Origin of the sequence: Agrobacterium vitis (genome assembly GCF_037039395.1) — a bacterium.
In the GTDB taxonomy this organism is placed as follows: domain Bacteria; phylum Pseudomonadota; class Alphaproteobacteria; order Rhizobiales; family Rhizobiaceae; genus Allorhizobium; species Allorhizobium vitis_E.
Window position 1 is genome coordinate 1954853 of the sequence record NZ_CP146242.1, and the last position, 25382, is coordinate 1980234.

27 protein-coding genes are annotated in these 25382 nt (G+C 59.1%); 9 read left to right on the plus strand and 18 right to left on the minus strand.

Annotated features, from left to right (window positions below):
* Window positions 1–166 precede the first annotated feature (166 nt).
* Window positions 167–1012, plus strand: coding sequence for an aldo/keto reductase (locus tag V6582_RS11705; protein WP_156631337.1), 846 nt, complete (start codon window positions 167–169; stop codon window positions 1010–1012).
* Window positions 1013–1295: 283 nt separating this feature from the next.
* On the opposite strand, the gene leuC is transcribed toward V6582_RS11705, so the two are convergent.
* Window positions 1296–2705: a 3-isopropylmalate dehydratase large subunit gene (gene leuC, locus V6582_RS11710; RefSeq protein WP_156531753.1), complete on the minus strand. Its 1410-nt coding sequence runs from the start codon at window positions 2703–2705 to the stop codon at window positions 1296–1298.
* 326 nt (window positions 2706–3031) lie between these two features.
* The gene (locus tag V6582_RS11715) at window positions 3032–4729 is read right to left on the minus strand and encodes a hypothetical protein (protein ID WP_197434343.1); all 1698 of its coding nucleotides are present in this window, start codon (window positions 4727–4729) and stop codon (window positions 3032–3034) included.
* Between the two features lie 272 nt (window positions 4730–5001).
* Between V6582_RS11715 and V6582_RS11720 the strand changes: the two genes are divergently transcribed.
* Window positions 5002–6021 carry a hypothetical protein gene (locus V6582_RS11720; RefSeq protein ID WP_156631335.1) on the plus strand — a complete coding sequence of 340 codons (1020 nt, stop codon included), beginning with the start codon at window positions 5002–5004 and terminating at the stop codon, window positions 6019–6021.
* Between the two features lie 54 nt (window positions 6022–6075).
* On the opposite strand, the gene V6582_RS11725 is transcribed toward V6582_RS11720, so the two are convergent.
* The 7 genes from V6582_RS11725 to rplS form a co-directional block, all read right to left on the minus strand.
* Window positions 6076–6900 carry an amino acid ABC transporter permease gene (locus V6582_RS11725; RefSeq protein WP_156631334.1) on the minus strand — a complete coding sequence of 275 codons (825 nt, stop codon included), beginning with the start codon at window positions 6898–6900 and terminating at the stop codon, window positions 6076–6078.
* Between the two features lie 17 nt (window positions 6901–6917).
* A complete protein-coding gene (locus tag V6582_RS11730) occupies window positions 6918–7715 on the minus strand; it encodes a transporter substrate-binding domain-containing protein (protein WP_156631333.1) in 798 nt (265 codons plus the stop codon).
* Window positions 7716–7800: 85 nt separating this feature from the next.
* Complete coding sequence (gene copD / locus V6582_RS11735; protein WP_156631332.1) at window positions 7801–8682, minus strand: copper homeostasis membrane protein CopD; 882 nt, start codon at window positions 8680–8682, stop codon at window positions 7801–7803.
* Entirely contained in the window at window positions 8679–9050 is a 372-nt protein-coding gene (gene copC, locus V6582_RS11740) for a copper homeostasis periplasmic binding protein CopC (RefSeq protein ID WP_156631331.1), read from the minus strand. The genes copD and copC overlap by 4 nt, the downstream gene beginning before the upstream one ends.
* A gap of 72 nt (window positions 9051–9122) precedes the next feature.
* Window positions 9123–10535, minus strand: a complete 1413-nt coding sequence (locus tag V6582_RS11745; protein ID WP_156631330.1) for a PepSY-associated TM helix domain-containing protein — start codon at window positions 10533–10535, stop codon at window positions 9123–9125.
* Window positions 10536–10765: 230 nt separating this feature from the next.
* Window positions 10766–11161: a DUF2946 family protein gene (locus V6582_RS11750; RefSeq protein ID WP_156631329.1), complete on the minus strand. Its 396-nt coding sequence runs from the start codon at window positions 11159–11161 to the stop codon at window positions 10766–10768.
* Window positions 11162–11427: 266 nt separating this feature from the next.
* Window positions 11428–11970 carry a 50S ribosomal protein L19 gene (gene rplS / locus V6582_RS11755; RefSeq protein WP_156541360.1) on the minus strand — a complete coding sequence of 181 codons (543 nt, stop codon included), beginning with the start codon at window positions 11968–11970 and terminating at the stop codon, window positions 11428–11430.
* 273 nt (window positions 11971–12243) lie between these two features.
* Between rplS and V6582_RS11760 the strand changes: the two genes are divergently transcribed.
* Window positions 12244–12987 carry a sulfite exporter TauE/SafE family protein gene (locus V6582_RS11760; protein ID WP_156631328.1) on the plus strand — a complete coding sequence of 248 codons (744 nt, stop codon included), beginning with the start codon at window positions 12244–12246 and terminating at the stop codon, window positions 12985–12987.
* Here the strand turns inward: V6582_RS11760 and trmD are convergent.
* From trmD to V6582_RS11790, 6 genes are all read right to left on the minus strand, one after another.
* Window positions 12969–13703 (minus strand): tRNA (guanosine(37)-N1)-methyltransferase TrmD, encoded by a 735-nt coding sequence (trmD, locus tag V6582_RS11765; protein ID WP_156631327.1) that lies wholly within the window; start codon window positions 13701–13703, stop codon window positions 12969–12971. The genes V6582_RS11760 and trmD overlap by 19 nt on opposite strands.
* Before the next feature lies 1 nt (window position 13704).
* A complete protein-coding gene (gene rimM / locus V6582_RS11770) occupies window positions 13705–14277 on the minus strand; it encodes a ribosome maturation factor RimM (RefSeq protein WP_156631326.1) in 573 nt (190 codons plus the stop codon).
* 125 nt (window positions 14278–14402) lie between these two features.
* Window positions 14403–14774 (minus strand): 30S ribosomal protein S16, encoded by a 372-nt coding sequence (gene rpsP, locus V6582_RS11775; protein WP_015917458.1) that lies wholly within the window; start codon window positions 14772–14774, stop codon window positions 14403–14405.
* Window positions 14775–14838: 64 nt separating this feature from the next.
* Entirely contained in the window at window positions 14839–15171 is a 333-nt protein-coding gene (locus V6582_RS11780; RefSeq protein ID WP_015917457.1) for a chorismate mutase, read from the minus strand.
* A gap of 12 nt (window positions 15172–15183) precedes the next feature.
* On the minus strand, window positions 15184–16767 hold the full coding sequence (gene ffh, locus V6582_RS11785) for a signal recognition particle protein (protein WP_156631325.1): 1584 nt from the start codon (window positions 16765–16767) through the stop codon (window positions 15184–15186).
* A 262-nt stretch (window positions 16768–17029) separates the two neighbouring features.
* Window positions 17030–17623 carry a hypothetical protein gene (locus tag V6582_RS11790; RefSeq protein ID WP_156631324.1) on the minus strand — a complete coding sequence of 198 codons (594 nt, stop codon included), beginning with the start codon at window positions 17621–17623 and terminating at the stop codon, window positions 17030–17032.
* A 194-nt stretch (window positions 17624–17817) separates the two neighbouring features.
* On the opposite strand from V6582_RS11790, the gene V6582_RS11795 reads away from it, so the two are divergent.
* The 6 genes from V6582_RS11795 (at window position 17818) to V6582_RS11820 (ending at window position 23800) form a co-directional block, all read left to right on the plus strand.
* Window positions 17818–18813: an MBL fold metallo-hydrolase gene (locus V6582_RS11795; RefSeq protein ID WP_156631323.1), complete on the plus strand. Its 996-nt coding sequence runs from the start codon at window positions 17818–17820 to the stop codon at window positions 18811–18813.
* Window positions 18814–18884: 71 nt separating this feature from the next.
* The gene (dapF, locus tag V6582_RS11800; protein WP_156631322.1) at window positions 18885–19796 is read left to right on the plus strand and encodes a diaminopimelate epimerase; all 912 of its coding nucleotides are present in this window, start codon (window positions 18885–18887) and stop codon (window positions 19794–19796) included.
* Window positions 19793–21067 carry a tRNA (N(6)-L-threonylcarbamoyladenosine(37)-C(2))-methylthiotransferase MtaB gene (mtaB, locus tag V6582_RS11805; RefSeq protein ID WP_337739210.1) on the plus strand — a complete coding sequence of 425 codons (1275 nt, stop codon included), beginning with the start codon at window positions 19793–19795 and terminating at the stop codon, window positions 21065–21067. The genes dapF and mtaB overlap by 4 nt, the downstream gene beginning before the upstream one ends.
* A 22-nt stretch (window positions 21068–21089) precedes the next feature.
* Window positions 21090–22490: a signal recognition particle-docking protein FtsY gene (gene ftsY, locus V6582_RS11810; RefSeq protein WP_156631321.1), complete on the plus strand. Its 1401-nt coding sequence runs from the start codon at window positions 21090–21092 to the stop codon at window positions 22488–22490.
* 72 nt (window positions 22491–22562) lie between these two features.
* A complete protein-coding gene (locus V6582_RS11815; protein ID WP_070164282.1) occupies window positions 22563–23213 on the plus strand; it encodes a septation protein A in 651 nt (216 codons plus the stop codon).
* Window positions 23214–23218: 5 nt separating this feature from the next.
* Window positions 23219–23800 carry a DUF2585 domain-containing protein gene (locus V6582_RS11820; protein WP_337739223.1) on the plus strand — a complete coding sequence of 194 codons (582 nt, stop codon included), beginning with the start codon at window positions 23219–23221 and terminating at the stop codon, window positions 23798–23800.
* Here the strand turns inward: V6582_RS11820 and V6582_RS11825 are convergent.
* From V6582_RS11825 to V6582_RS11835, 3 genes are read right to left on the minus strand one after another with little or no spacing between them, the layout of a single operon-like run.
* Window positions 23775–24401 (minus strand): DsbE family thiol:disulfide interchange protein, encoded by a 627-nt coding sequence (locus V6582_RS11825; protein WP_156631320.1) that lies wholly within the window; start codon window positions 24399–24401, stop codon window positions 23775–23777. The two genes, V6582_RS11820 and V6582_RS11825, sit on opposite strands and share 26 nt — an antisense overlap.
* A complete protein-coding gene (gene ccmD / locus V6582_RS11830) occupies window positions 24401–24571 on the minus strand; it encodes a heme exporter protein CcmD (protein ID WP_156631319.1) in 171 nt (56 codons plus the stop codon). The genes V6582_RS11825 and ccmD overlap by 1 nt, the downstream gene beginning before the upstream one ends.
* A complete protein-coding gene (locus V6582_RS11835; protein WP_156631318.1) occupies window positions 24568–25350 on the minus strand; it encodes a heme ABC transporter permease in 783 nt (260 codons plus the stop codon). The genes ccmD and V6582_RS11835 overlap by 4 nt, the downstream gene beginning before the upstream one ends.
* Window positions 25351–25382: the final 32 nt, after the last annotated feature.

The following is a 25382-nucleotide window of genomic DNA, read 5'->3' on the forward strand; positions in this document are numbered from 1 at the left end:
CATGTCTCTTCCCGGCATAAACAGGCGTCTGCCGGGGTGGGAAAGCGGTTGGCCCTGCCTATCTAAGGGATCGGCATCATTGGATGCGTAGTTCCAAACGTGCCGTGGCCTTAAGTTACGGCTCCGTCTTTTCCCTGGACCATCTCGGTCCTTGGCCCGATTTCGAATGGGAGACTCTCACGTGGTAGACCAATCCTACATTTCCTTTTCCGACAGCAACAGCATCCCGCAGGTGGGTCTCGGCGTCTGGCAAACACCCAATAGCGAAGCGGCACCTGCGGTGCGTTCGGCGCTGTCATCGGGTTATCGCCATATCGATACGGCTGCCGTCTATGAAAACGAGGAGGGTGTTGGCGAAGGCATCCGCTCGTCAGGCATCGATCGCGGCGATATTTTCCTGACCACCAAGCTGTGGAACAATGAGCAGGGCTTCGACAACACCCTCAGGGCCTTCGATGCCAGCCTGAAACGGCTCGGCACCGATTATGTCGATCTCTACCTGATCCATTGGCCATCACCGCATCGTGGCCTGTTTGTCGAGACCTGGAAGGCTTTTATCCGTTTGAAGGAAGAGGGTCGGGCCCGCTCCATCGGCGTGTCGAATTTCTATCCGGAGCATCTAAAGAAGATCATCGATGAAACCGGCGTGGTGCCTGTCATCAACCAGATCGAATTGCATCCCGATTTCCAGCAGAAGCAAGCCCGTGAATTCCACCAGGCTCACGGTATCATCACCCAGTCCTGGAGCCCTCTGGGCCAGGGCAAACTTCTGGACAATCCGGTGATTGGCAAGATCGCGGCCAAGCATGGGCGCACGGCGGCCCAGATCATCATCCGCTGGCATATCGAAAGCGGGCTGGTGGTGATCCCGAAATCCGTCACGCCGGCGCGCATTGAGGAGAATTTCAAGGTGTTCGATTTCAGTCTCGATCCTGAGGATATGACTGAGATCGCTGTGCTGGATAGCTCATCCACCCGCATTGGACCTGATCCGATGACGGCGAGCTTCTGATTTCACGTGAATCATTGACTAAAGCATTTCCAGGAAAAGTGTGAAGCGGTTTTATGTCCGGAAATGCGTAAGAACAAAGGCCTACTGCATAATTCCTTAAATCGGAATCGATTTAAGGAGAAAATTATGCAGCAGATATAAAGCGCTACAGCGAACCTTTGTGCGCCATATATGGCGCACGGCGCTGTAGAGCATGTCAGCGCTTCGTTGAAGCGCTGACATGCTCTAGAAACAAGAAAGGCGGCTTGTGAGCCGCCTTTCTGATGAAAAGTTTGAGACTATCTCACTTCCACTCGCGAATATCGACGAAATGGCCGGCAATGGCGGCGGCAGCGGCCATGGCGGGGGAAACGAGGTGGGTGCGGCCCTTATAGCCCTGGCGGCCTTCGAAATTGCGGTTCGAGGTCGAGGCGCAGCGTTCCTCCGGCTTCAGGCGGTCGTCGTTCATGGCCAGGCACATGGAACAGCCCGGCTCACGCCATTCGCAACCGGCATCGAGGAAGATCTTGTCGAGACCTTCGGCTTCCGCCTGTTCCTTGACGAGGCCAGACCCCGGAACCACCATGGCAGAAACGGTCGAAGCTACCTTGCGGTCCTTCAGCACGGCGGCTGCGGCACGCAGGTCTTCGATGCGGCCATTGGTGCAGGAGCCGATGAACACCCGGTCGATGGCGATATCGGTGATCTTGGTGCCGGGTTTCAGGCCCATATAGTCGAGCGCGCGCCACTTCGACGTCCGCTTGTTTTCGTCAGCAATATCGTCCGGGTTCGGCACGACGCCCTGAACCGAAATCACATCTTCCGGGGAAGAGCCCCAGGAGACGATGGGCGGCAGGTTGGCAGCATCCAGCACGACAGTGCGATCAAAATGCGCACCTTCATCGGTATGCAGCGTCTTCCAGTATTGAAGCGCCATGTCCAGCTCTTCACCCTTCGGCGCGCGGGGCTTGCCCTTGATATATTCGAAGGTCTTTTCATCAGGCGCGATCAGGCCAGCACGGGCGCCGCCTTCGATCGTCATGTTGCAGACGGTCATGCGGCCTTCCATCGACAGGGCCTCGATAGCCTCACCGGCAAATTCGATGACATGGCCGGTGCCGCCAGCCGTGCCGATTTCACCGATGATAGCCAGAATGATGTCCTTGGCGGTGACGCCGGCAGGCAGCTTGCCATCGACACGCACCAGCATGTTCTTGGCTTTCTTCTGGATCAAGGTCTGGGTGGCCAGAACATGTTCCACTTCCGACGTGCCGATGCCATGCGCCAGGGCGCCGAAGGCTCCGTGGGTCGAGGTATGGCTGTCGCCGCAGACAATGGTCATGCCGGGCAGGGTGAAGCCCTGTTCAGGGCCGACAATGTGCACGATGCCCTGGCGCTTGTCCTTTTCGGAATAATATTCGACGCCGAAGTCAGCGGCGTTCTTGGCCAAGGCCTCGACCTGAATGCGGCTTTCCTCGTTCTTGATGCCCTCGGCCCGATCCGGTGTGGTCGGTACGTTATGGTCGACGACGGCCAGCGTGCGGGTTGGTGCATGCACCTTGCGGCCAGCCATGCGCAGACCTTCAAAAGCCTGTGGGCTCGTCACTTCGTGCACGAGGTGGCGGTCGATATAGAGAAGACAGGTGCCGTCATCCTGGCGATCCACCAGATGGTCATCGAAAATCTTGTCGTAGAGGGTACGAGGTGCGCTCATGGCTGTTCATCCGTCGAAGGGTTGAAAAGGGATTGGGTCATATGACCGCGTCAAAGTTTGTTTGCAAGATCGGGGAGTGTTTGCAAGACTATCGCAGTTGCAGGCCGCACCGCGAGGAGCGACTTAAGCCAACTGATTGCCAAGCGCTCCGGCAACGCGCGCGAAGAAACGTGCCGGCAGACGCTTGTGGTCTTGCAGCACGAATATGTCAGGCGCGAGACATCCAAATTTAGATCCCATGGCGGTCTGATACCAGTTTTCAAGCGAAACGGCAATTCAAAGATTGAAGGCTTCGCCTCGGGTTTCATGAAGGGCGCCAGCAACGTTTACGGGACTGGAACTGAAAAATCCTCCGGCTCAAGGCCCTTTGCAGCCTGTGCCGCCATGGTGCGATAGGCCGTTTCCAGATGACTGGTAAAGCGAGCCACATCGAAAAGTGGGGAGATCGCGTTTTGTGCAAGAATCTTCTGCTTCAGGGCCGCCCGCGTATCCTTGTCCCGGGCCAGGGCGGCACAGAGGGCCACATAGGCATCGGCATCGCGAGCGATCAATTCACCCAGGCCATGGGCATGCAGCAGGCTCGCGGTCATGCGGCTGGCAAAATTTCCGCCCGGAAATGTTGGAACCGGCAGTCCGGCCTGAAGCGCGGCGAGTGTTGAGGATTGATTGTTGCGCGGGAAGCAATCGAGCGCGATATCGGCCAGTTGCATCCAGCTCGCATACTCTGTCGCTCGGGCTGGCGTGCAGAAGAGCAGCCGGTTTTCATCAATGCCCTGGCGCTTCATCCAGGCGCTGAAATTGCTGCGGGCATAATTGTTGTCGCAGGCGATCCAGAGCACGCTACCATCGGCCTGAAGTAGAATATCGCGCCAGAGATCGGCAGTGCGCGGTGATATGCTATCTATAGGGTGGAAAGCTGCCAGGATTATCCGGTTTTCAGGCAGGTCGAGTTGTTGGCGCGACAGGGCTGGCAGATTTAGGGTGGGTGGGGTGACGGTGAAAGTCTCTGGAAGACAGCAGATTGCCGGACTATAGGGAGCCTCGGGTTTGGCTGTCGCTGCGCTTGCTGTCGCTGGTTGGGGCAAAACCACCGTATCGGCGAGAAGGTAATCGCAGACGAGGCCGGTTCTGGCGCCGGGATGGCTGGCCATCGCCAGATGCAGCGGCGCGATCCGCTGCCGCAGCAGGTTCGGGCGGCCTTGTTCGCCATGGCCCAGCGGATCGACCAGGATATCGATCCCGGCAGCCCGCAGCGATGCTACGGCATCGTCTTCGCACAGATCGCTGATGCTGAGCGACGGGATCTCCTTGCTTGCTTCATCGGCTGTTTGTAGCGTGGAGCCAATAAGCAGAACCTCGAAATCCGCTTGGTCATGGGCCGCGGCAAGAGACAGAACCAGACGGCGTCGCGGATCGTCCTCCGGTCCATCGGCAAGCAGGTAGGCAATTTTCAGCTTTGAGCCAACACGCTTTTTCCAGGTTTGCGAGACCGGCTCCGCTGCCGGTAAACCGCTGCGCCAGAGGTCATTCAATTTCTCGTCATCGCACCAGCTCAGATGAACAGTCTGGCTATCGACCGAATAATAGGCCTCCTGCCGCCGGTTCAGACGGTCGAGGATCGCCTGATCACTGACGCGCATTTCCTCGATATTCAAGATGCGCCGGAGCGCGGCTCGGTAGGTCTGCCAGGAGTGAAGATCAAAAGGGCTGGACCGCGTGGCGCGTCTTGATGCTGTAAGCGCCTCGATTTCCAGCGCGCTTGCCTTTTCGACCCCGGACCGTTCCATCTTGTCCGCGAGGGGGATCAGGACAGAGGCTTGAGCGGGTAGTAGTTTGCCAGCGCGTCGGTAAAATGTGGCAGCCTCGGTGAATTGTTCAAGTTTCGCGCAGCACTGGGCCATGACCAGCAAGGATTGCGGTCCGGCATCTTGGTTTTTCGCCAGGAAAGGCTGTAATGTGGCGTAGGTTCCCTGAAAGTCACCAGAGACGTAAAGCGCCAATGCTGCGGCAATATTGTCGGACATCGCGTTTTCTGCCATTCCTGTTCTACCAAGGCACCGAAATGTTTATATATTCACGCCTTGAAGGCATTGCAAAACTCTCATACGCATCAGTTGGTCGACAGTTTTGCAAAAGGAATACGAACGGTCATGTTCGATGACTGTTGGTATTCTTCGCCCGGGAATATACGGCTGGTCTGGTGCAGGGCTTGTCATGCATCCAGCTTGAGGAAACATTGCCTCTCTATGGGTTTGCCCTTGCACAACCCTGTTGCATTTGTTTCGGAAAACCCTGCATGTCCCAGCTTTCCATAGTCGTTCCAAGCCGTCGATCGCTGGTTCAGAGCCGGTTTTCACTGGAAACTGCGGTGATCTGTGCGGAAAAACTGGATGCCGTGTTGATCGTGTCTGACAATTCCGGCGATCCGGCCAAGGCGGAATGGTTGCAAGGCCTGGGCGGGCGGGTACGCTACCTGCATTCCAGCGCCGAGGACGCTGTTGCCAATCTGGTCAATGCACTCGACCAAGTGGAAACACCGTTTCTAATGCCCTTTGCGGATGACGACGCGGTCTATGTTCTCGACGGTCTGCCGGTGGGCGATCTATCCTCCCTGCCGCAGGATGTCATTGGCGTGCGACCGCGCACGATGATCTGGCGTGACGATGCGGGCGTGGCTGATGTCGTTACCGCCAGTCTGGATGCAGACGGGCCTTCGGCGCGGATACAGCAGTATGTCGATACGACCGGCGGCAATAACGCGCTTTATTACAGCATTTTTCGCAGTCAGCTATTTGCAGGGGTCCTAAAGACTTTCAACGCGCATCATCCGACGCGGGGCGCCTATTGCGATTGGAGTTTCGTTGCCGCTTTCCTGTGTTGTGGCAAGGTCTTGCATGATCCGGCGCTGATCTATTGCTATGATCTCGGGCAATGGAACTCTGTGGCGACTTTGGAGACCTCGTTTGACACGCTGCTGCTTCAAGTCGGCTTGCCGGAAAGAGCACGCCATTATCATGAATTTCTGTTGTTTCTGGATTTGCATAGCCTGCTTGGCTGGCGCGGCTTGCCTTTTGCGCCCCATGACCGCGGTGACGGGCTGCAGGCCAATATCCGGTTCAATCTGCGGGTATTCTGCAATCGGGTGGCGCGCCAGCCAGATCTTTATCCGCAGGAGGTCAAGGATGCGGTGGTGGCGCTTGGCACTAGTACCGATCCGGAAACGCTTTTTGCGACAATCCTGCCGGTGGCCGACAGCCTGAGACCTGGTCTTGCCGAGGAGTATCGCCGGTATCGAGCCGTGCTTGATGACGCTTAGAGTTTGTCTTAGGCAAAGTGGAACCCGGCTTCCCGAAAAGACAAACGAAAAAACCTAGGTTCGCTGGGTCTCACGGGCGCGCATCCGCTTTTCCACCCGCCGCAGGATGAGCGACAGGCCGATGGTGAGGATCAGGTAAATATAGGCGACGATGGAATAGGTCTCGAAAAACCGGAAGGACCCGGAGGCATAGATCTTTCCCGCCTGGCTGATATCGGCGACGCCCAGTACGGAGACCAGCGACGAATCCTTGACCATGGCAACGAAATCATTGGAGAGCGGCGGGAAAATAACCCGGATGGCCTGGGGCAGAACCACCAGGCAAAATCGCTGCGCGCGGTTCAATCCCAGCGATTTGGCCGCCTCGATCTGTCCCTTGTCGATGGATTCGATACCCGCCCTGAAGATTTCGGCGATAAAGGCCGAATAGCCGATGCAAAGCGCAAAAATCGCCCGCCACATCAGCGAGACATCGCGCACCTGAAGCGGTTCCAGCCAACCGGTGGAAACAAGCGGGGCGGTGAGGGTATTATAGAGGGCAACGAAGCCGGGCGCGCCGACGAAGGCCACGTAAAACAACAGCACCAGGACCGGAATGCCCCTGACGATCTCGATATAGAACCGGGCGGCCTGGCGCAGCACGATGCTGTCAGCCATGCCCGCCAGCGCGATCAGCAGGCCAAGCATGGAGGCGAGTGCAAAACCGGTCAGCGTGACGAAAACAGTGACGCCGATACCGCGGGAGACTGTTTCGAACGCCTGGGTATAGAGATCGTTGACGGCGATGGTGATGGCCAGCGCCAGCGCCAGAAGGCCAAGCGCCACCAGCCACCAGGGAAAATCCTGCTTGCTACCGTTCGGAAGGGTCTGGAAGGCCATGGAAAACTGCCTGGCCGTCAGTTACCCAGCTTGTAATCGAGGAACCACTTCTTGTTCAGGGCGTCGAACGTGCCATCGGCCTTCAGGGCGGCGATGGCGGCATTGATCGGCTTGACCAGATCCGAACCCTTTTGAAAGATGAAGCCGAAATCCTCGGTGCCCAGCGGTTCGCCGATGATTTTCAATGCTCCACCGGAGGCATCGACATAGCCTTTGCCCGCCGTGCTGTCGGTGAGCACCAGATCGACATCGCCGGTTTTCAGGGCCTGCACGGTCGCGCCAAAGGTTTCAAACAGTTTGATACGCGGGTTCTGTTCGTTGCCATCAAGCACTTCGTAGACAGCGGTGTAGAACGGGCTTGTGCCTGGCTGCGCGGCGATCAGGCCCTTGTCGAAGGCCTTGAAGCTCTTGGCGTCGGTAAAACGGGCCTCATCGCTGCGCACCAGCATCAATTGCTGCGAGCGCATATAGGGATCGGAGAAATCGATCTTTTCCTTGCGGTCTTCCTTGATGGTGATGCCGGTCATGCCAATGTTGTATTGTCCGTCGGCAACCGCCTGGATCATCGCGTCCCAGGAGGTGTTCTGATATTCGACCTTGAAATTCAGCCGCTTGGCGATCTCGTTCATGGCGTCATATTCCCAGCCTATCGCCTTGCCGCTCTTCGGATCGACAAATTGCAATGGCGGATAGGCGTTTTCGGTCACGACGATCACCGTCTTGCCGCCGAGATCCGGCAGATCCGCAGCAAAGGCGGCGAAGGGGGCGAGCAAAAGGGCCGAAAGACCAGCGAGAACGGCGCGGCGCAAAGACATGAAAATAACTCCTGGACCATGTGGCGAGCGAACACTGTCACACATGATCCCTCCATTTCAAGGGACTTGAGGCCCGAACAGCCGTTCATCCCGGCTGCATCGTGCCGAAGGCGGCGACCATTGCGACAGCGGCAAGACCCAGCCCACATTCCGCCAGCGTTCCGATACGGATGGCGCGGATTGCGCCTGCCGGGCTGTGATGCATGCGCGGTACGAAGACGTAGCGGTTGATGATGGCGATCATCACCATGGCGGCAACAGCAGCGATCTTGACGAGCAGCAATTTCTGATAGGGCATGCTGATATCGACAGCATGCGCCCCGACGATCAGCCAGGCGTTGAGTGCGCCACTCATCAGGGTCAGGGCGACGGCGATATGGCCTATGGTGGAAAATCGCATCAGTGCCACCAGTGCTGGCGGCCGTGCGTGCTCATCCTGCATGGCCTTTAACAACAGCACGACGGGCGGCAAGGCTCCGAGCCAGAGGCCAGCAGCCAGAAGATGCAGGCTGTGATTGGCGCGATGCAGAAGGCCGGTCGCACCCGTCTCGGCAATCGCATGACCATTGAGGCTGAGGCTGATCAAGAACAAGGCGCCAAACAGCGTTACGACGATGCCGCGATGATGGCGAAAGATGCAATAGGCCAGCAGGAGCGCGCCGGTGAGCCCTGCCTGTAGCCCGAGCGCTGCTCCGCTTTGCGTGGCCTGGAGCAGGTCGGCGACCAGGGTCGGCGTCACCGTTTGCCAGCCATCACCGAGCAAGGCTGCCTGGGCGGCGATCTTGCCGATACCGGCAATTATCATGAGCACGAGCGCGAGATGGTAAAATCTGGCCAGGCGGTGCTCGATATGCTCGGCAAGATCCTTGGCGACGGCAAGCAACAGAAAGCCATGCGCGCCCCAGAGGAAGAGCGCGCAGGCGTCGAACACCAGGCGGCAGAGAATGTTGGCCTGTTCGGGTGTCACGGCTTGACGGTAAAGCTGGTCGTACCGTTCGACTTATGACCATCGACCGACAGAACATGCCATTCGACACTATAGGCACCAGGGGCAAGCGGCTCGCTGAGCGGAACGCTCAGGCCCTTGCCGTCCTTGCTGACCACCGCTTCACCGGTTTTGATCTTCTGCTGTTGCGGGCCGGTGATATCGACACCGGAAAATTTCGGCTCAAGCCCTTCGGTAAAGCTGAGGTCGATGGTTTTCGGGGCGCTGACAATGGTCGCCTTGTCCGCCGGGGCGACGGTGGCCAGGTGAGCATGGGCGAAGGCTTGGCCTGCCATGGCCAGGGCGCCGAAGAGCGCGAATGTGGCCAGTGTTCTCGATGTGACAGTCATGATCGTGTCCTTTGGTTTCGGATGAGATGGATTGCAGGCGGCTTTCGATGTGCCGCCCTTTTGCGTGTCGGTTTAGCTCAATGCTCTTTTCAATGGTTTGATCCGGCGGATCAGCACCATATCGATCAGGAGTACAGCCAGCAGCGCCGCGCCGGTCAGGGGGAACAGCAGGGAGGTGAGCAGCATGACGATGGCACCAGTTTTCCAAAGGCGCATGTCGGCGGGATAGGCGGGCGCCATCAGCCGTGATGCGCCTTTCGGTCGGCGTATCCACCACATGGCGATGCCGCTGACGCTGAGAAAGATCACGGCCAGGCAATAGACGGTGACGAGGATCAGGTTCCACAGACCGATTGTGCCCATGTGAAAGGATACGCCGATCGCCATCGTCTTGCCGGCGAGACCGTAGTTTTCATATTTGATATCGGCCAGGACCTTGCCGCTGTAGCGATCGATATGCACGGTCCGGTCGGAGCGGGGATCGGTGCTGTCTTTGCTCATCGTGTCCCGGGAAATACTCCAGACGCCGCTTTCGTCCTTGGGAAAATTCAACTGAAAGCGATTGTCGAAGCCGATGGCCCGGGCATAGGCAATGACATTGTCAAGGGTGACGGCCTCCCCATCCGGCAGTCCGGCGTGACCGGCAGCGGAGCCGGACATCGGCATGGGGGCCTGCTCCAATGTCCAGGGCACATCCTTGATGCTGCCATGGTTCATGGCGGCATGGGTCGCGTCGGACAGTGGGGCATCGCTCCATTTGCCGATCGGGAACGTGCTCCAGGCCTGGGTGAATTTTTCACCCCAGACGCCTGTCCAGCTCAAGCCCGACACCAGAAAGACCAGAAGCAGGATCGAAGCGTAAAAGCCGATGGTGCGGTGCAGGGATTTCCAGAGCTGGCGACCCTTTTCGGCAAAGCTCGGAATGAGCAGTCGCAAATAGCTCTCGCCCTGGCGCGGCCACCACATGTAAAGCCCGGTGATGATCAGCACCACGCCGAAACCGGCGGCGATTTCGATCAGCCGGTCGCCCAGGGTGCCGATCAAAAGGTCGCTGTGAATGCTGTCGGCCAGGTCGTAGAGCGCGCTACGGTGGTTCCATTGGCCCAGCACCTGCGCATCATAGGGATTGACGGCGACCATCATCGACTCTTGGCCCCGGTTGACCCGGAAAGCCGCGACACTCTGCGGTGTGGCTGGCGCGATATATTGAGCGATAACCCCGCCTGGAACGGCGGACAGTGCGGCGTCTGCCTGTTGCGACACAAGCGTCTGGGCAGTCGTGGGGGTGACGGTGAAAGCCTTTTCTCCGTCGCGTCCGACCAGGGTGGCGCTCCACATCATGATCAGTCCGGTGACGGCCAGCACGATCAGGAAAGGGGCGACATAGAGCCCGGCATAGAAATGCCAGCGCCAGGCGGCAAAATAAAATCCTCTGGTTGAGGCTGCTACCGGCTTTTCGACCGGCAGCGATGTAATGGTGGACATGGATGAAACCTTGGAAGGGTGCCTGATGGCTGGCTTGCTGGACATGCAACGGGCGGACATGCAAACGCATGTGATCCGGCAAAGTCCGCAAGGCCATAGGCATGCATCTGATGGGAGCGGAGCGTCAGTCGAAGGAAAAAACCTGTTCGACCAAGCCCTGCTGCCGGTGATGGTCATGCGTTCCTCGCCCTGCTGCAAGAGAGGCAGGGCGCAAGAGCGGCATGGCCGGATCAGATGTCAGCCAAGGGTGGAGCGCGGGGGGCGCTATTGGGGGGGAAGATCCTGAAGATGACGGGCGCTTGAAAAGGCGGACTTGCCGTTTCAAGACTGGCTCTGGCCGCCACGCCAATCGTATCCGCAGGCATGGGCAAGAGGATGGAGGCGCCGATACGGCAGGCTTCGCAGCCGTTTTGGGATAGATGCCCGTGGGCTTTGCCGTGATCTTCAGGCGCAAAGGAGGTTTGGCTGGAGATGCACAGGACCGGCAGCGAACCATCCGGCAGGGTATAGGAGGCAAATTCCGTCGGGATTTGCGGTGCTGCCAAGGCCTGAGGGGTTTTATGGGCAAAGCCGATGGCGACAACAGCGATCATGCACAAGGCATGCACCACTATGCGCCATGTCATGAAGACATTCCACTTTTTCTGGAAATGGTCTTGCCCTGCCCGCATCGCTTTCCCTTGATCATGGCGGTTTTGTCGAAACGCCACTGTTCAATCAGCAGTAAGGGGGAGACCGCGATGTTTCAAGATCAATGTCTGGCAACGGCCCTGCGTCGCGTGGCCGCAGGGTTGTTCCTGTGCTGTCCCTGTGTTGCCAATGTGCTGAATGAGCGGGCGGCAACAAAAAAGGCGGCCCGAAGACCGCCTTTTTCAGAAAGATTATGCCAGACTTATTCAGCCGAACCTTCGGCTGCCTTTGCAGCTTCGGCTTCAGCAGCGGCAGCCTTTTCGGCGGCTTCTGCTGCGGCCTTTTCAGCGGCCAGAGCCTGTGCTGCTGCAACCTTTTCGGCTTCCAGGCGGGCCTTTTCCTCGGCAAGTGCGGCGCGCTCGGCGTCGTTCAGCTTGCGGGCGCGGGTGCCGGTGTTTTCAACGATACGAGCGGATTTGCCGCGACGGTCGCGCAGGTAGTAGAGCTTGGCGCGACGGACCTTACCGCGACGAACCACTTCGACGCTTTCAACCAGCGGCGAATAGACCGGGAAAACGCGCTCGACGCCTTCGCCATAGGAAATCTTGCGAACGGTGAAGCTTTCGTTGATGCTGCCGCCGGAGCGGGCAATGCATACGCCTTCATAGGCCTGTACGCGGGTACGGTTGCCTTCCGTGACGCGGACGTTGACGCGCAGCGTATCGCCAGGAGAAAATTCCGGCAGGGTGCGCTTGGCTTCGATCTTGGCGGCCTGTTCGGCTTCTAGCTGCTGAATGATGTTCATCGGTTTAACCTTTTCAAGTTCTTCTGAAACAGCCAGAGCGCTCATCCCTCATCCCTGGGTCATAGCCTCGGGATGACGCCTTGCGGCGGGAGCGGTTTCGCAGTTCTTTGTTTTCGGTCTTTTCAGTCTCGTTAACGGGATAACACCCGTTTCCGCGCCTGCCCTTATACCAATCGGTCCTGCTTGTCATCCCTTGGCCCCAAGAATTTTGCTCGGGTTGCCGACTTGCGCAGGCGGCGGGCTGTTGCAATAACGGCGCGGGGGGAGCCATTCATGTCGATAGAAATCATCAGTCTGATGTTTGCCGCCGGGTTTTTCTCGGCGGTTGTCAATGCCATTGCCGGCGGCGGAACCTTCCTGACTTTCGGGGTGCTGACCCTGGCAGGCCTGCCCTCGGTCACGGCCAATGCGACCTCGTCCATCATTCAGTTTCCCGGTTATATCACCTCGACGCTCGCCTATCGGCGCGAAATCGCTGCCCATTGGAAAAGTGCTGCGCTGCTGTCGATAATTTCAGCCGTGGGTTCGGTGGTCGGTGCGTTGATCCTGATTTCCCTTTCCAATCCCACCTTCAGCCGCCTGGTGCCATGGCTGTTGCTGATGGCAACGCTGGTGTTTGCGCTTGGCCCCCGGCTGAGGCGCAAGGCCGATAAGCAGCACCCCGCCAACGTGCTCGGATTGCTGCTGCAAGGCATCACCTCCGTCTATGGCGGATTTTTCGGAGCGGGCATGGGCATTATGATGCTGGCCTCGCTGCAATTTGCCAGCGGCGGTGACTACCACCATCTGAACGCGCTGAAAAATCTGTTGGCCATCGTTATCGCCGCGATTGCCATCCTGGTGTTTGCAACGGCTGGCGCGGTGTCGTGGCTGCATGCGGGCATCATGCTGCCGGCGGCGGCACTGGGCGGCTATGCCGGTGTGCACATGGCCAAACGCGCGCCGCAGACATTGCTGCGCTGGTTGGTGATCGCCGCTGGCCTGTCGCTGGCGATCTACTACTTTTTTAAAGGCTGATTGGCCTGGGGGTGATTGGTGGAGGGCTGAGAGAGCAAATCGGGCCGCCGCTCGCGGGTCAGTGTCTCGGATTGCTCCTGGCGCCAGGCCTCGATGGCACCGTGATTGCCCGAGGTCAGCACTGCCGGGATCTCCCGGCCCTCAAAGACTTGCGGACGGGTATAATGCGGATGTTCCAGCAACCCGCCCTCGAAGCTTTCATGCAGGCCAGACAGGTCATTGCCCATCACGCCGGGGATGATGCGCACCACGGCGTCCAGAAGTGTCAGGGCCGCAGGCTCTCCGCCTGAGAGAATATAATCGCCGATGGAGACTTCCTCCAGATTGCGGGCCTCGATGACCCGCTGGTCGACACCTTCGAACCGTCCGCAGACGATCACCACGCCGGTACCTCCAGCGATTTCGCGGACCCGTTTCTGGGTGAGGGGCCTGCCCCGCGGGCTCATCAATAGACGGGGGCGCCTCTCACTGCCAAGGGTGTCATCTCCCAGACTGTCGATGGCTCTGGCCAGCACATCCGGTTTCAGCACCATGCCTGCACCGCCACCGGCGGGCGTGTCATCAACGCTGCGGTGCTTGTCACTGGCAAAATCGCGGATCTGCACCGCCTCCATGGCCCATTGGCCGCGCTCCAGCGCCCGGCCCGCCAGCGACACGCCGAGATGCCCCGGAAACATCTCCGGATAGAGCGTCAGCACAGTTGCCTGAAATGTCATATCAGCGACCGCCGCTCTTCGGCTTGCCATCGGCGCTGAACGGTTCCTCGCTCCCGTCGTCCTTCAGGCCTGCTGCCTCGGGATCGATCAACAGCTTGCCTTCCTCCAGATCGATTTCCAGCACGGCAGCCTCGGAAAACGGCACAAGAACGGGGCGCTTGCCCGGTCCTTTTACTTCCAGCAGATCGCCTGCGCCGAAATCGAACACTGCCGTTACGGTGCCGTAGCTATTGCCTTCGGCATCCACCACCGCCAGACCCTCCAGGTCGGCATAGTAGAATTCATCGTCATCAAGTTCTTCATCGGGCAGCGCGCTGCGCTCGATAAACAATTCCAACCCGTTCAAGGCTTCGGCGGCATTGCGGTCATTGACGCCGCGAAAGCGCACCACGACAACGGTTTTGGCCTCACGAATATCCAGCACCTCGAAGATCCGGCCATCTGCGGCATGCAGTTTGCCGTAGTCGCCCAGCGCCATCGGGTAGGCAGTGAAGGATTTCACCCGCACTTCGCCACGGAGGCCTTGGGCGGCACCGATAACGGCCATCAGCACGGGATTTTCAAGCTTGGTCATGGCGGATGAAGGTCCTTGGCGACAGTCGGGGGGCTGTTTGAAATTGGGTAGAAGCGGACGAAGGATAAACGACAAACGGGCGACATGAAACCATGCCGCCCGTCGGTCAAATCATTTCAAACCGATTATTCAGCGGCTTCGGCAGTAGCAGCAGCCAGGGCATCAGCCTTCTGCTTCTTTTCAGCCAGACGCTCAACAGCGCGCTTGCCGGGCTTTGCCTTTTCAGGGTTGCTGCGTGCAGCGCGTTCAGCCAGGCCAGCTTCTGCAAGGAACTTCAGAACGCGGTCGGTCGGCTGTGCGCCCTTGGCAATCCATTCCTTGATACGGTCAGCGTTCAGTTCAACGCGCTTTTCATTGTCCTTGCCGAGCATTGGGTTCCAGGAACCAACCTTTTCCAGGAAACGGCCATCGCGTGGCGAACGGGCGTCGGCGATAACGATCTGGTAGTAAGGACGCTTCTTGGAGCCGCCGCGGGCGAGACGAATCTTGAGGGACATGGGTATACTCCTTGGTTTTTAACCGGCGCGGTCTGTTGCGTCCGGTATGTTGTTGAGGCCGCCGTCAGGCGGTCTGTTCCGTTTGACTGCTATGTTCAGCCGCAATGGCTTCATGATGCCGGATAACTTCCTTGATAATGAAATTCAGGAAAGTCTCGGCAAAATCCGGGTCGAGTTGGGCGTCCTTGGCAAGCTGCCGCAAACGTTCGATCTGGTATTCCTCCCGCGCCGGATCGGCGGCCGGAAGGTCGTATTTGGCTTTCAGCACGCCCACTGCCTGTGTGCAGCGGAAGCGTTCGGCCAGCATATGCACCAGTGCCGCGTCGATATTGTCAATCGACTGGCGGTAACCGGCAAGTTCCTGTCTGATGGCAGTATCAAACACGGGAAGGGACATCGGCAGCTATCCTCACTTCTTCTTTGGGAGGCCGGGAAGGCCTGGGAAGCCTCCACCAAGACCGGGCAATTTTCCACCACCCAGGCCGGGAAGTCCGCCACCCATTCCACCTGCCAAGCCACCAAGGCCCGGTGGTGGCTTGATACCGGCGGCTTCAGCCTGGCGCGCCAGCGCTTCCAGCTGCTTGGGGTCCATGGAACTGAGATCCGGCATGCCGCCCATTCCACCCCCCATTCCGCCCATGCCCATCTTTCCGGCCAGGCCGCCCATCAGCTGCTTCATCATGCCGCCGCCCTTCTTGCCGCCCATCATTTTCATCATGTCGGCCATCTGGCGATGCATTTTCAAAAGCTTGTTGATCTCCGACGCATCGGTGCCGGAGCCCTTGGCAATGCGCTTCTTGCGGGAATGCTTGAGAATATCGGGATTGGTACGCTCGGCCTTGGTCATTGAGGAAATGATGGCGATCTGGCGGCCGAACATCTTGTCGTCCATGCCTGACGCCGCCATCTTGTCCTTCATTCCGGCCATGCCGGGCATCAGGCCCATAATGCCGCCCATGCCGCCCATTTTCTGCATCTGGCGCAGCTGGTCGGCCAGGTCGTCGAGATCGAACTTGCCCTTGGCCATCTTGGCGGCCATGGCGGCTGCCTTTTCGGCGTCGATATTTTCAGCGGCCTTTTCGACCAGCGAAACGATGTCGCCCATGCCGAGAATACGGTCGGCGATCCGGCGCGGATGGAATTCATCCAGCTCCGTCATTTTTTCGCCGACGCCGATCAGCTTGATCGGCTTGCCGGTGACAGCACGCATGGAAAGGGCCGCGCCGCCACGGCCATCGCCGTCCATACGGGTCAGCACCAGGCCGGTAATGCCGACGCGCTCATCGAAATTGCGGGCCAGATTGACGGCGTCCTGGCCAGTCAGCGCATCGGCGACCAGCAGAATTTCGTGCGGCCTCGCATTTTTCTTGATGTCGGCCATTTCGACCATCAAGGGCTCATCGATATGCGTACGGCCAGCGGTGTCGAGAATGACCACGTCATGGCCGCCCAGCTTGGCTGCCTGCACGGCACGGCTGGCAATATCGGTCGGTGACTGGCCGGCAATGATGGGCAGTGTATCGACGCCGGTCTGCACGCCCAATTGCCGCAATTGTTCCTGGGCGGCGGGACGGCGGGTGTCCAGCGAGGCCATCAAGACCTTCTTGCGGTCGCGGTCGGTCAACCGCTTGGCGATCTTGCCGGTCGTCGTGGTTTTGCCCGAGCCCTGAAGGCCGACCATCATGATCACAACAGGGGCCGGTGCGTGCAGGTCGATAGACACGCCCTCGGCGCCGAGCATGTCGACCAATTCGTCATGGACGATCTTGACGACCATCTGGCCGGGCTTGATGGCTTTCAAAACAGCGGCGCCAACCGCCTTTTCCCGCACCTTGTCGGTGAAGCTGCGCACCACTTCCAGGGCGACGTCGGCTTCCAGCAGGGCGCGGCGAACCTCCCGCAGGGCGGCGGAAACATCGGCTTCCGACAACGCGCCACGGCCGGTCAGTCCATTCAAGATGGAGCCAAGACGGTCCTGCAGGTTCTCAAACATCGCATCATCCTCATGGGTTGGGTTGCCCCAAACCTCGGGTTTTCCTGTGCCAAAAACAAGACGCAAAGCCAAAAATCACCCGAGGGCGCATCGCGCTGTCGGGTGTTGACCTCCGGGAACTCTTTATACCTTTACGGGTCCCGGTCGGCGGCTCGGAGTCATGTCTCGTCGCAGATTTGGGAGGGGTAAACAGCAAAATGCCGCAGGAGTCAAGAATGCTTTGCCTTGAGCGGCGCGGGTGAGGGCCTCAGACGCGGATGTCTTACTGTTTTGCGTAGCGCTTGCTGTACTCGGCTTCATAGAAGGCCAGCCTGTCATGCCATTGCATGATCGATTGGCCGTCTCCTCCGGCATTTGCCTGGGCCGCGAGTTTTTGAACCCATTGTCCGGCCTCCTGCGAGAATTCGTAGACGGTAAGGCCGTGTTCCTCGAGAACCTTCTGTGGGTCGATGCCGAATTTGACAGCTGCTTGCAGATGACCTTGAACTCTCGCATAGTCTTCAAAGGTCGCAAGCTTGCCTTTCTGTGCCACCTGCATCGGGGCTTGGGCAAAGCGACCGCTGTTGGGATTGGCAAAGGCCTCGCCATAGAGACGGGAGAATTCGCGTTGCGGATCGGGCGATTCTTTCCATGCCTTGGTAAAGCCGGCATCGACGTCCTGAAATTGGGTTTCGGTCACGCCCAGTATTTTCTCAACCTCGCTTCTGTCCATATTGTTGGCGATACGGGCGTTGGCGGCGGCCCATTCTTCAAAGGTTACGCCGTGAATGGGGGCGGGGATATTTTGCGCCCATGCCGGCAGGGCGAACGCAAAAGCCAAGGACGTGATCAGAACAGCTATTTTTATCAAATACATACATATGTCCTATTTGCCAAAAAACGGTTGTAATCCATATCTAGAGTTTATCAGGGAAAAGTGGAGACCGATTTTCTCGAAAAAACAAATGAAAACAAGAGAGCCGAGAGCCTGGCCGGTTCAATCTGAACCAGCCGGACGCTCGGTTATTATGACTTCCAGGGAAGTCATCGATTTTAACAATTGAAGATGTCATGACAAAAAATCCCTATTATCGCGGTCCGGTTTCCGACCATTTCGATGGAACCCGTTTTTTCAATCCTGGCGGTATCGTGCCCTTCGGCTTTAACTCCGTGATGCGCTGGAAGCTCAATGGGCAGCGCGCTCGCTGGCCCAAGCAGGTCGAGTTGCCGGAAGGGCAGGCTCGGCCCGTGCCGCGTGTCGAGGGCAAAGACCTGCGGGTGACCATGATCGGCCATGCCTCGATGCTGATCCAGGTTGGCGGACTCAATATTCTGACCGATCCTGTCTGGTCCGACCGGGCCAGCCCGGTTGCATTTGCCGGACCGAAGCGAGCGATCGCGCCAGGAATCCGGCTGAATGACCTGCCGCCCATCGATGTGGTGCTGATCACCCATAATCATTACGATCATCTGGACGGAAAGACGCTGGCGCGCCTGCATCACGCATTTGCGCCGCATTTCGTCACGCCGTTGGGCAATGATGTCACTATTCGCCGCGCCGTGCCTCTGGCCCATGTCAGCGTGCTGGATTGGGGGCAGCATTTAGCGGTCAGTATCGATACCCGTGTGACCGCAGAACCCTGCCATCACTGGTCGGCGCGCGGCGCAAGGGATCGGCGCATGGCGCTGTGGGCGGCCTTTGTGCTCGAAACGCCTGCCGGCAAGATTTACCATATCGGCGATACCGGCTTTCACGATGGCATCAATTACCGGGCAGCGGCCCGGAAATATGGCGGTTTCCGGTTGGCTATCCTGCCGATTGGCGCCTATGAGCCGCGCTGGTTCATGCGCGGCCAGCATCAGAACCCTCAGGAGGCGGTGGAGGGCTTCATGCTCTGCAATGCCTCTTTTGCCATCGGCCATCATTTCGGAACGTTCCAGCTGACCGATGAGCCGATCACGGAGCCGGCGGACCATCTGGCCGTTGCGTTGGAAGCGGCGGGCATTGCGCCCGAACGGTTCCGGCCTTTGCAGGCTGGCCAGGTGTTTGATGTGCCTGCCGGTTGAGCCCTGCTGCCACTGGTAATTCCAGTGAAATTGCGCCATATAGCGCTCAACAACCGCAGGACAGGAAGGCTATGGGCAATCGGGTCGAATTCGCGAAGATGAACGGGCTTGGCAACAAGATCCTGGTCGTCGACATGCGTGGCCGCACCGACCGGGTCACGCCGCAGGCGGCCATTGCGCTGGCGGGCGACGCTGAAACCCATTTCGACCAGATCATGGCGATCCACGATCCCAAGCTGGCGGGTACTTTTGCCTATATCGACATTATCAATTGCGATGGCACGCTGGCGCAGGCCTGCGGCAATGGTACGCGCTGCGTGGTGCAGGCATTGTCGGCGGAAACCGGTCTGAAGGCTTTCACCTTCCAGACGCTGGCTGGCATTCTCAATGCTACCGAGCATGAAGACGGCTCGGTGTCCGTGGATATGGGTGTTCCGGTGTTCGACTGGAACCGCATCCCGCTGTCGGAAGAGTTTCACGATACCAGCCGGATCGAATTGCAGATCGGGCCGATCGATGCGCCGGTGCTGCATTCGCCTGCCGTGATGTCGATGGGCAATCCGCATGCGGTGTTCTGGGTGGACCGCGACCCGATGTCCTATGATCTGGAACGGTTCGGGCCGCTGCTCGAAAACCATCCGCTGTTTCCCGAAAAGGCCAATATTACCCTGGCGCAAGTGACATCAAGGACCACGATGACCACCCGCACCTGGGAGCGCGGGGCGGGTCTGACGCTGGCCTGCGGTTCCGCCGCTTGTGCTGCGGGCGTTTCCGCTGCGCGCACCGGACGTACGGAGCGCAAAGTGACGATCACCGTCGCCTCCAGCCCCAACCGCCAAGCCCTCGACATCGAATGGCGCGAGCGTGACGGGCATGTGATCATGACCGGTGCGGCAGAATGGGAATGGGCTGGACAGCTCGATCCGCAAACCGGCGCCTGGCAGCGTGAACAGCAGGTAGGCCACGAGGCCTCGGTCTCGTGAGCGGCGTAAACGTCATCACCTTCGGCTGCCGCCTCAATACCTACGAATCGGAAGTGATGAAGGCGGAGGCCGAAAAGGCGGGCCTTGACCAGGCCATTCTGGTCAATACCTGTGCGGTGACGGGCGAGGCGGTGCGTCAGGCCCGCCAGGCCATCCGCCGGGCTCGGCGTGAAAACCCGCAGGCGCGGATTATCGTTACCGGCTGTGCCGCCCAGACCGATGCCGCAGGCTTTGCCGCCATGCCGGAAGTGGATCTGGTGCTGGGCAATGAGGAAAAGCTGAAGGCCGAACATTACCGGGCCTTGCCCGACTTCGGCGTGGCTGCGGCGGAAAAGCTGCGCGTCAACGACATTATGAGCGTGACGGAGACCGCACCGCAGATGGTCAGCCATATCGACGGCCATGTGCGTGGTTTCCTTCAGGTGCAGAACGGCTGCGACCATCGCTGCACCTTCTGCATCATTCCCTATGGACGCGGCAATTCACGCTCCGTGCCAATGGGGGCCGTGGTGGAACAGGCCCGCAAGCTGGTGGAAAACGGCTACCGTGAAGTGGTGCTGACCGGCGTCGACGCCACCAGCTACGGCGCGGACCTGCCCGGTCAGCCCAGCCTGGGCCTGCTGGCCAAGACGCTGTTGAAACAGGTGCCTGACATTCTGCGTCTGCGGCTGTCCTCCATCGATAGTATCGAGGTCGACCGTCACCTGATCGATCTGATCGCTGAAGAACCGCGTTTCATGCCGCATCTGCACCTGTCGTTGCAGCATGGTGACGACATGATCCTGAAGCGAATGAAACGCCGCCATTCACGGGCGGATGCCTTGACGTTTGCCACACAGGTCCGCGCCCTGCGGCCCGATTTCAGCTTCGGTGCCGACATGATCGCCGGTTTCCCGACCGAAACCGAGGAGATGGCGGAAAATTCTGCTCGTCTGGCGCAAGAGATCGGCATCGCCCATCTGCATGTCTTTCCCTATAGTCCACGGCCCGGCACACCGGCCGCCCGGATGCCGCAACTGGACCGCGCCCTGGTGAAAGCGCGTGCCGCCAGCCTTCGCGCGGTTGCCGAACAGCTGCATCATGCCCATCTTGAACGCATGATTGGCTCACAGCAAAAGCTGCTGGTGGAGCGTAACGAAATGGCGCATACGCAGGACTTCACCCTCGTGGCCGCTCCGGGTCATCTGCCGGGTGCCCTTGTGGATGCGGTGATCGGCGGTCACAATGGACGTCACCTGATTATTGAACAGTCAGCCGCCGCTGCGGCCTGAACGTCGAAAAGCAAAGAACATCATGGCGCTTGGATTCATCAAAAAAGTCTTCACCTTTGGCAGGGACAAGCCAAGCGAAACAGGTGTTCCAAGCGAAACAGGTGTGCAAAGCGAAACAGGTGTAGATGCCGGGCTTTCCACTGAGGAAAAAGCCGCCATTGCCGCCGAGAGCGAGCCGCATGACCGTGTGGAGCAATTGCCGCTGGCCGAAGATCCTGTTCTGGCCGAGGAAGTCGATACGGCAGGCGGGCCTTCAGATGACCTGGTCGAAGATCAGGCTGATGAAGATGATGTGACGGCGGATGATCTGAGCCTCCTGCCGCTCTCGCTGCTGGAAGCCGAAGAGGCTGCTGACGAGCATCCCTCTGACGCGACGCCGTCTTTCGATGAACTGCTCGACGAGGCGGAAGATGCCTCGCCCGGCACTGAGATCGCCCTGCCCAAAGGTTTTTCGACCGTGGTCGAGCCTCAGCCGGAGCCCGAAACACCTGAGATAAAGCAGAGCTGGTTCCAGCGGCTGAAAGCCGGGTTGTTTCGCACCTCCTCGCAGCTCACCGGCCAGATCTCAGCACTTTTCACCAAGCGCAAACTGGACGAAGAGACGCTGGAAGAGCTGGAAGATCTGCTGATCCAGGCCGATCTCGGCGTCGAGACCGCCATGCGGGTCACTGCCACTCTGTCTTCCGAGCGCTATGGCAAGGATGTGACCGGCGAGGATGTGACGCGGATCATGGCGGCTGAAATCGTCAAGGTGTTGAAGCCGGTGGCAAAGCCGCTGGCACTGGATCTCAATCACAAACCGCATGTCATTCTCGTTGTCGGTGTCAACGGCACGGGAAAGACCACGACCATCGGCAAGCTTGCCGCCAAATTATCCGGCTCCGGCTTGAAGGTCATGCTGGCGGCGGGCGATACCTTTCGGGCGGCGGCCATCGAGCAGCTGAAAATCTGGGCGGATCGCACCGGCTCCACCTTTATCGGCACCAAACTCGACGCCGATGCGGCAGGGCTGGCCTATGACGCTTTCGAGAAGGCCAAGGCTGAGAAATCCGACGTGTTGATCATCGATACGGCGGGCCGGTTGCAGAACAAGACCGAGTTGATGGCCGAGCTGGAAAAGATCGTCCGGGTTCTCTCCAAGCTTGATCCGGATGCGCCGCATACCGTGTTGCAGACGCTGGATGCGACCACCGGCCAGAACGCCATGAACCAGGTGGAGATTTTCCGCAATGTCGCAGGTGTCAACGGGCTGATCATGACCAAGCTGGATGGTACGGCGCGTGGCGGCATTCTGGTCGCTATCGCCGCCAAGCACAAATTGCCGGTCTATTTCATTGGCGTTGGCGAAGGCGTGGATGATCTCGAACCCTTCGAGGCCGAGGATTTTGCCCGCGCCATTGCCGGTTTTGGTCCCTCAAGCTAAAGCACGATCTTTAAATTCGACGCAATTTCGTATTAACCGCAAAACTAAGCGCGAAGAGCAAAGCAGGATACCATGACAGCAGGAAACGCAGGCCAGCAACCGAGTGCGGCGGAACAGCATCACCCCTTGCTGAAGCTGGCCTTGGAGCTTGGCCCTCTGCTGGTGTTCTTCTTCGGCAATCTGCGTGGCGAATGGCTGGCGGCGCATTTTCCGGCTCTGACCGCCATCGGCGGGCCGCTGCTAATCGCCACAGCGCTATTCATGGTCGCTACCGTGCTGGCGCTTGTTGTGTCCAAGATCGTCTTCAAGCACCTGCCAATCATGCCTTTCGTGTCCGGCGTGGTGGTGCTGGTGTTTGGATCGCTATCGATCTGGCTTCAGGACGATACGTTCATCAAGATGAAGCCAACCATCGTCAACGCCCTGTTTGGCGTGGTGCTGCTTGGTGGGCTGCTGTTCGGCAAATCCTTGCTCGGCTATGTCTTCAATGCCGCCTTTCAGCTGGATGACGAGGGCTGGCGCAAGCTGACCCTGCGCTGGGGTATTTTCTTCCTGTTCCTCGCTGTGCTGAACGAGGTGGTCTGGCGCAATTTCACCAATGATGTCTGGGTGAATTTCAAGGTCTGGGGCACGATGCCGATCACCATCCTGTTCACGCTGGCGCAGATGCCGCTGATCATGCGCCATTCCCTGGAAAACAAGGCGGAAGAGGGCGGCAAGTGACCGCTGTGGCGGGAGCGCCGAAAACCCATCATGCCGCCTCGTTCTGGCTGGTGGTTCCCGTCATCATCCTGGCCGTACAGATCTTGGCCGAGCATTTTATGGGCCGGATCTGGATCTGCTCCTGCGGGTACGTGAAATTGTTCGAGGCGGGCGTGAATACGCCGGGCAATTCCCAACACCTGGCCGATTGGTACACGCCCTCGCATATCATCCACGGCTTCTTGTTTTACGGTCTCGGCTGGCTGGTGCTGCGGCGCGGGTCATTCGGTCAGCGTCTGACGCTGGCCACCGTGATCGAGGCGGCTTGGGAATTGCTGGAAAACTCCCCCATCATCATCGACCGTTACCGGGCTGCCACTATGGCGGTCGGCTATGAAGGCGACAGCATCCTGAATTCGGCGATGGATACCGTGTTCATGGCGCTTGGCTTCCTGTTTGCTGCCCGCGCGCCGATCTGGCTGACGATTGTCGTTGCCGTGTTTTTCGAGTTGCTCACGGGGTATCTGATCCGGGACAATCTGACGCTTAATGTCATCATGCTGGTCTGGCCGGTGGATGCGATCAAGGCCTGGCAGGCGGCTCTGTAATGTCCTTGACGGCAAGCGCCCGATCGATAGCCGGGTAAAGACCCTGTTCTATCGACTGGGCGTCAAAAGGCCCAACCCGCTTGTAAACAATCGTGCCATCCGGCGCGACGAGATAGCTTTCCGGGATGCCGTAGACACCCCAGTCAATCGCCGCCTTGCCGTTCGGGTCGATGCCGATGGCTTTGTAGGGATTGCCAAGCTCGCCCAAAAACCTCAGCGCGTTGTCGCTCTTGTCCTTGTAGTTGATGGCGACGATCTGGATGCGGGGGTCATTGCTCAGCTGTTTCAGCAACGGATGCTCGTCCCGGCAGGGGACACACCAGGAGGCAAACACATTGACGAGCGTGAGCTTGCCTGTGATGGCGGAAGAGGTCAGCGCCGGCAGGTTGGAGCCCTCCAGCGGTGGCAGGTTCAGGGTAGGCGCTTTGGTGCCGATCAGCGCGGAAGGAATGTCGCTGACATTCTTGCCGTTGAAATCCTGGTCATAGAGCATCTTGCCCGCTGTTCCCGCGATCAACGCAAAAACCGCAAGCGGAATGGCCGCCAGCAGGTAACGGGAGAGCCCGCGCTTTTCAGCGGTTTCCAGCCTGTCCTCAGCCATCAGCCTGCCTTTTCTGTCGATGTGTCGGAGCGGCGGCGGATGCCTGCCGCTTCCAGCGCCTTCAACTCTTTCTGACGCGCGCGGCCCTCCAGCCAGATCCAGACGACCATGAACAGGATGGCGGCGGCGGTCAGTCCGTAGGCGGTGCCGATATAGAAGGCATATTTCATGGCGCGGTCTCCTGCGAGGCGATCCGGGCGGCAAGCCGACGCTGGGCCATGATCCGCCGTCGCCAGATCTCGTTGCGCATCGCCATCAGATGCAGGGTGAAGAACAGCAGGGTGAAGGCCACGGCCATGACCAGCAAGGGACGCAGAAACTCCGGATCGACGCTTGGGCCGCCAAGCTTCATGATGCTGGCTGGCTGGTGCAGCGTATTCCACCATTCCACGGAAAATTTGATGATCGGAATATTGACGAAGCCGACCAGGATCAGCACCGAACTGATCCGCGCCGATTTCGACGGATCGTCCATGGCCCTGTTAAGGGCGATCAGGCCCAGATACATCAGGAATAGAATGAACACCGAGGTCAGGCGGGCATCGCCCCAGGCCCACCATGTCCCCCACATTGGCCGGCCCCAGAGCGAGCCGGTGACCAGCGCGATGAAGGTAAAGGCCGCGCCCAATGGTGCCGCCGCCCGATGGCTGACATCGGCCAGCGGATGACGCCAGACCAGCGTGCCGATGGCGGAGACCGCCATGACCGAATAGCACATCATCGCCAGCCAGGCAGCGGGCACATGGATATACATGATCCGCACCGTGTCGCCCTGCTGATAATCGCCCTCGGTGGTGAAGGCGAGCGTCAGGCCGACGGCCAGCAGAACAACGGTTATTCCCGCCATCCACGGCAGAACACGGGCCACCAGCGCCAGAAACCGGGTGGGGTTAGCCAGCGCGTTTAATCGGGCAGTGAGCTTGGTCGAAGCAAGGCTGTTGTCGGTCATGCTGCTTTCTACCCTGAGGATGATGTTGCTGC

Coding starts and splice junctions, on each gene's coding strand:
- V6582_RS11705 (WP_156631337.1), top strand. CDS start 167: ATGGGAGACTCTCACGTGGTAGACCAATCCTACATTTCCTTTTCCGAC.
- leuC (WP_156531753.1), bottom strand. CDS start 2,705: ATGAGCGCACCTCGTACCCTCTACGACAAGATTTTCGATGACCATCTG.
- V6582_RS11715 (WP_197434343.1), bottom strand. CDS start 4,729: ATGTCCGACAATATTGCCGCAGCATTGGCGCTTTACGTCTCTGGTGAC.
- V6582_RS11720 (WP_156631335.1), top strand. CDS start 5,002: ATGTCCCAGCTTTCCATAGTCGTTCCAAGCCGTCGATCGCTGGTTCAG.
- V6582_RS11725 (WP_156631334.1), bottom strand. CDS start 6,900: ATGGCCTTCCAGACCCTTCCGAACGGTAGCAAGCAGGATTTTCCCTGG.
- V6582_RS11730 (WP_156631333.1), bottom strand. CDS start 7,715: ATGTCTTTGCGCCGCGCCGTTCTCGCTGGTCTTTCGGCCCTTTTGCTC.
- copC (WP_156631331.1), bottom strand. CDS start 9,050: ATGACTGTCACATCGAGAACACTGGCCACATTCGCGCTCTTCGGCGCC.
- V6582_RS11745 (WP_156631330.1), bottom strand. CDS start 10,535: ATGTCCACCATTACATCGCTGCCGGTCGAAAAGCCGGTAGCAGCCTCA.
- V6582_RS11750 (WP_156631329.1), bottom strand. CDS start 11,161: ATGACATGGCGCATAGTGGTGCATGCCTTGTGCATGATCGCTGTTGTC.
- rplS (WP_156541360.1), bottom strand. CDS start 11,970: ATGAACATCATTCAGCAGCTAGAAGCCGAACAGGCCGCCAAGATCGAA.
- V6582_RS11760 (WP_156631328.1), top strand. CDS start 12,244: ATGTCGATAGAAATCATCAGTCTGATGTTTGCCGCCGGGTTTTTCTCG.
- trmD (WP_156631327.1), bottom strand. CDS start 13,703: ATGACATTTCAGGCAACTGTGCTGACGCTCTATCCGGAGATGTTTCCG.
- rimM (WP_156631326.1), bottom strand. CDS start 14,277: ATGACCAAGCTTGAAAATCCCGTGCTGATGGCCGTTATCGGTGCCGCC.
- rpsP (WP_015917458.1), bottom strand. CDS start 14,774: ATGTCCCTCAAGATTCGTCTCGCCCGCGGCGGCTCCAAGAAGCGTCCT.
- V6582_RS11780 (WP_015917457.1), bottom strand. CDS start 15,171: ATGTCCCTTCCCGTGTTTGATACTGCCATCAGACAGGAACTTGCCGGT.
- ffh (WP_156631325.1), bottom strand. CDS start 16,767: ATGTTTGAGAACCTGCAGGACCGTCTTGGCTCCATCTTGAATGGACTG.
- V6582_RS11790 (WP_156631324.1), bottom strand. CDS start 17,623: ATGTATTTGATAAAAATAGCTGTTCTGATCACGTCCTTGGCTTTTGCG.
- V6582_RS11795 (WP_156631323.1), top strand. CDS start 17,818: ATGACAAAAAATCCCTATTATCGCGGTCCGGTTTCCGACCATTTCGAT.
- dapF (WP_156631322.1), top strand. CDS start 18,885: ATGGGCAATCGGGTCGAATTCGCGAAGATGAACGGGCTTGGCAACAAG.
- ftsY (WP_156631321.1), top strand. CDS start 21,090: ATGGCGCTTGGATTCATCAAAAAAGTCTTCACCTTTGGCAGGGACAAG.
- V6582_RS11815 (WP_070164282.1), top strand. CDS start 22,563: ATGACAGCAGGAAACGCAGGCCAGCAACCGAGTGCGGCGGAACAGCAT.
- V6582_RS11825 (WP_156631320.1), bottom strand. CDS start 24,401: ATGGCTGAGGACAGGCTGGAAACCGCTGAAAAGCGCGGGCTCTCCCGT.
- ccmD (WP_156631319.1), bottom strand. CDS start 24,571: ATGAAATATGCCTTCTATATCGGCACCGCCTACGGACTGACCGCCGCC.
- V6582_RS11835 (WP_156631318.1), bottom strand. CDS start 25,350: ATGACCGACAACAGCCTTGCTTCGACCAAGCTCACTGCCCGATTAAAC.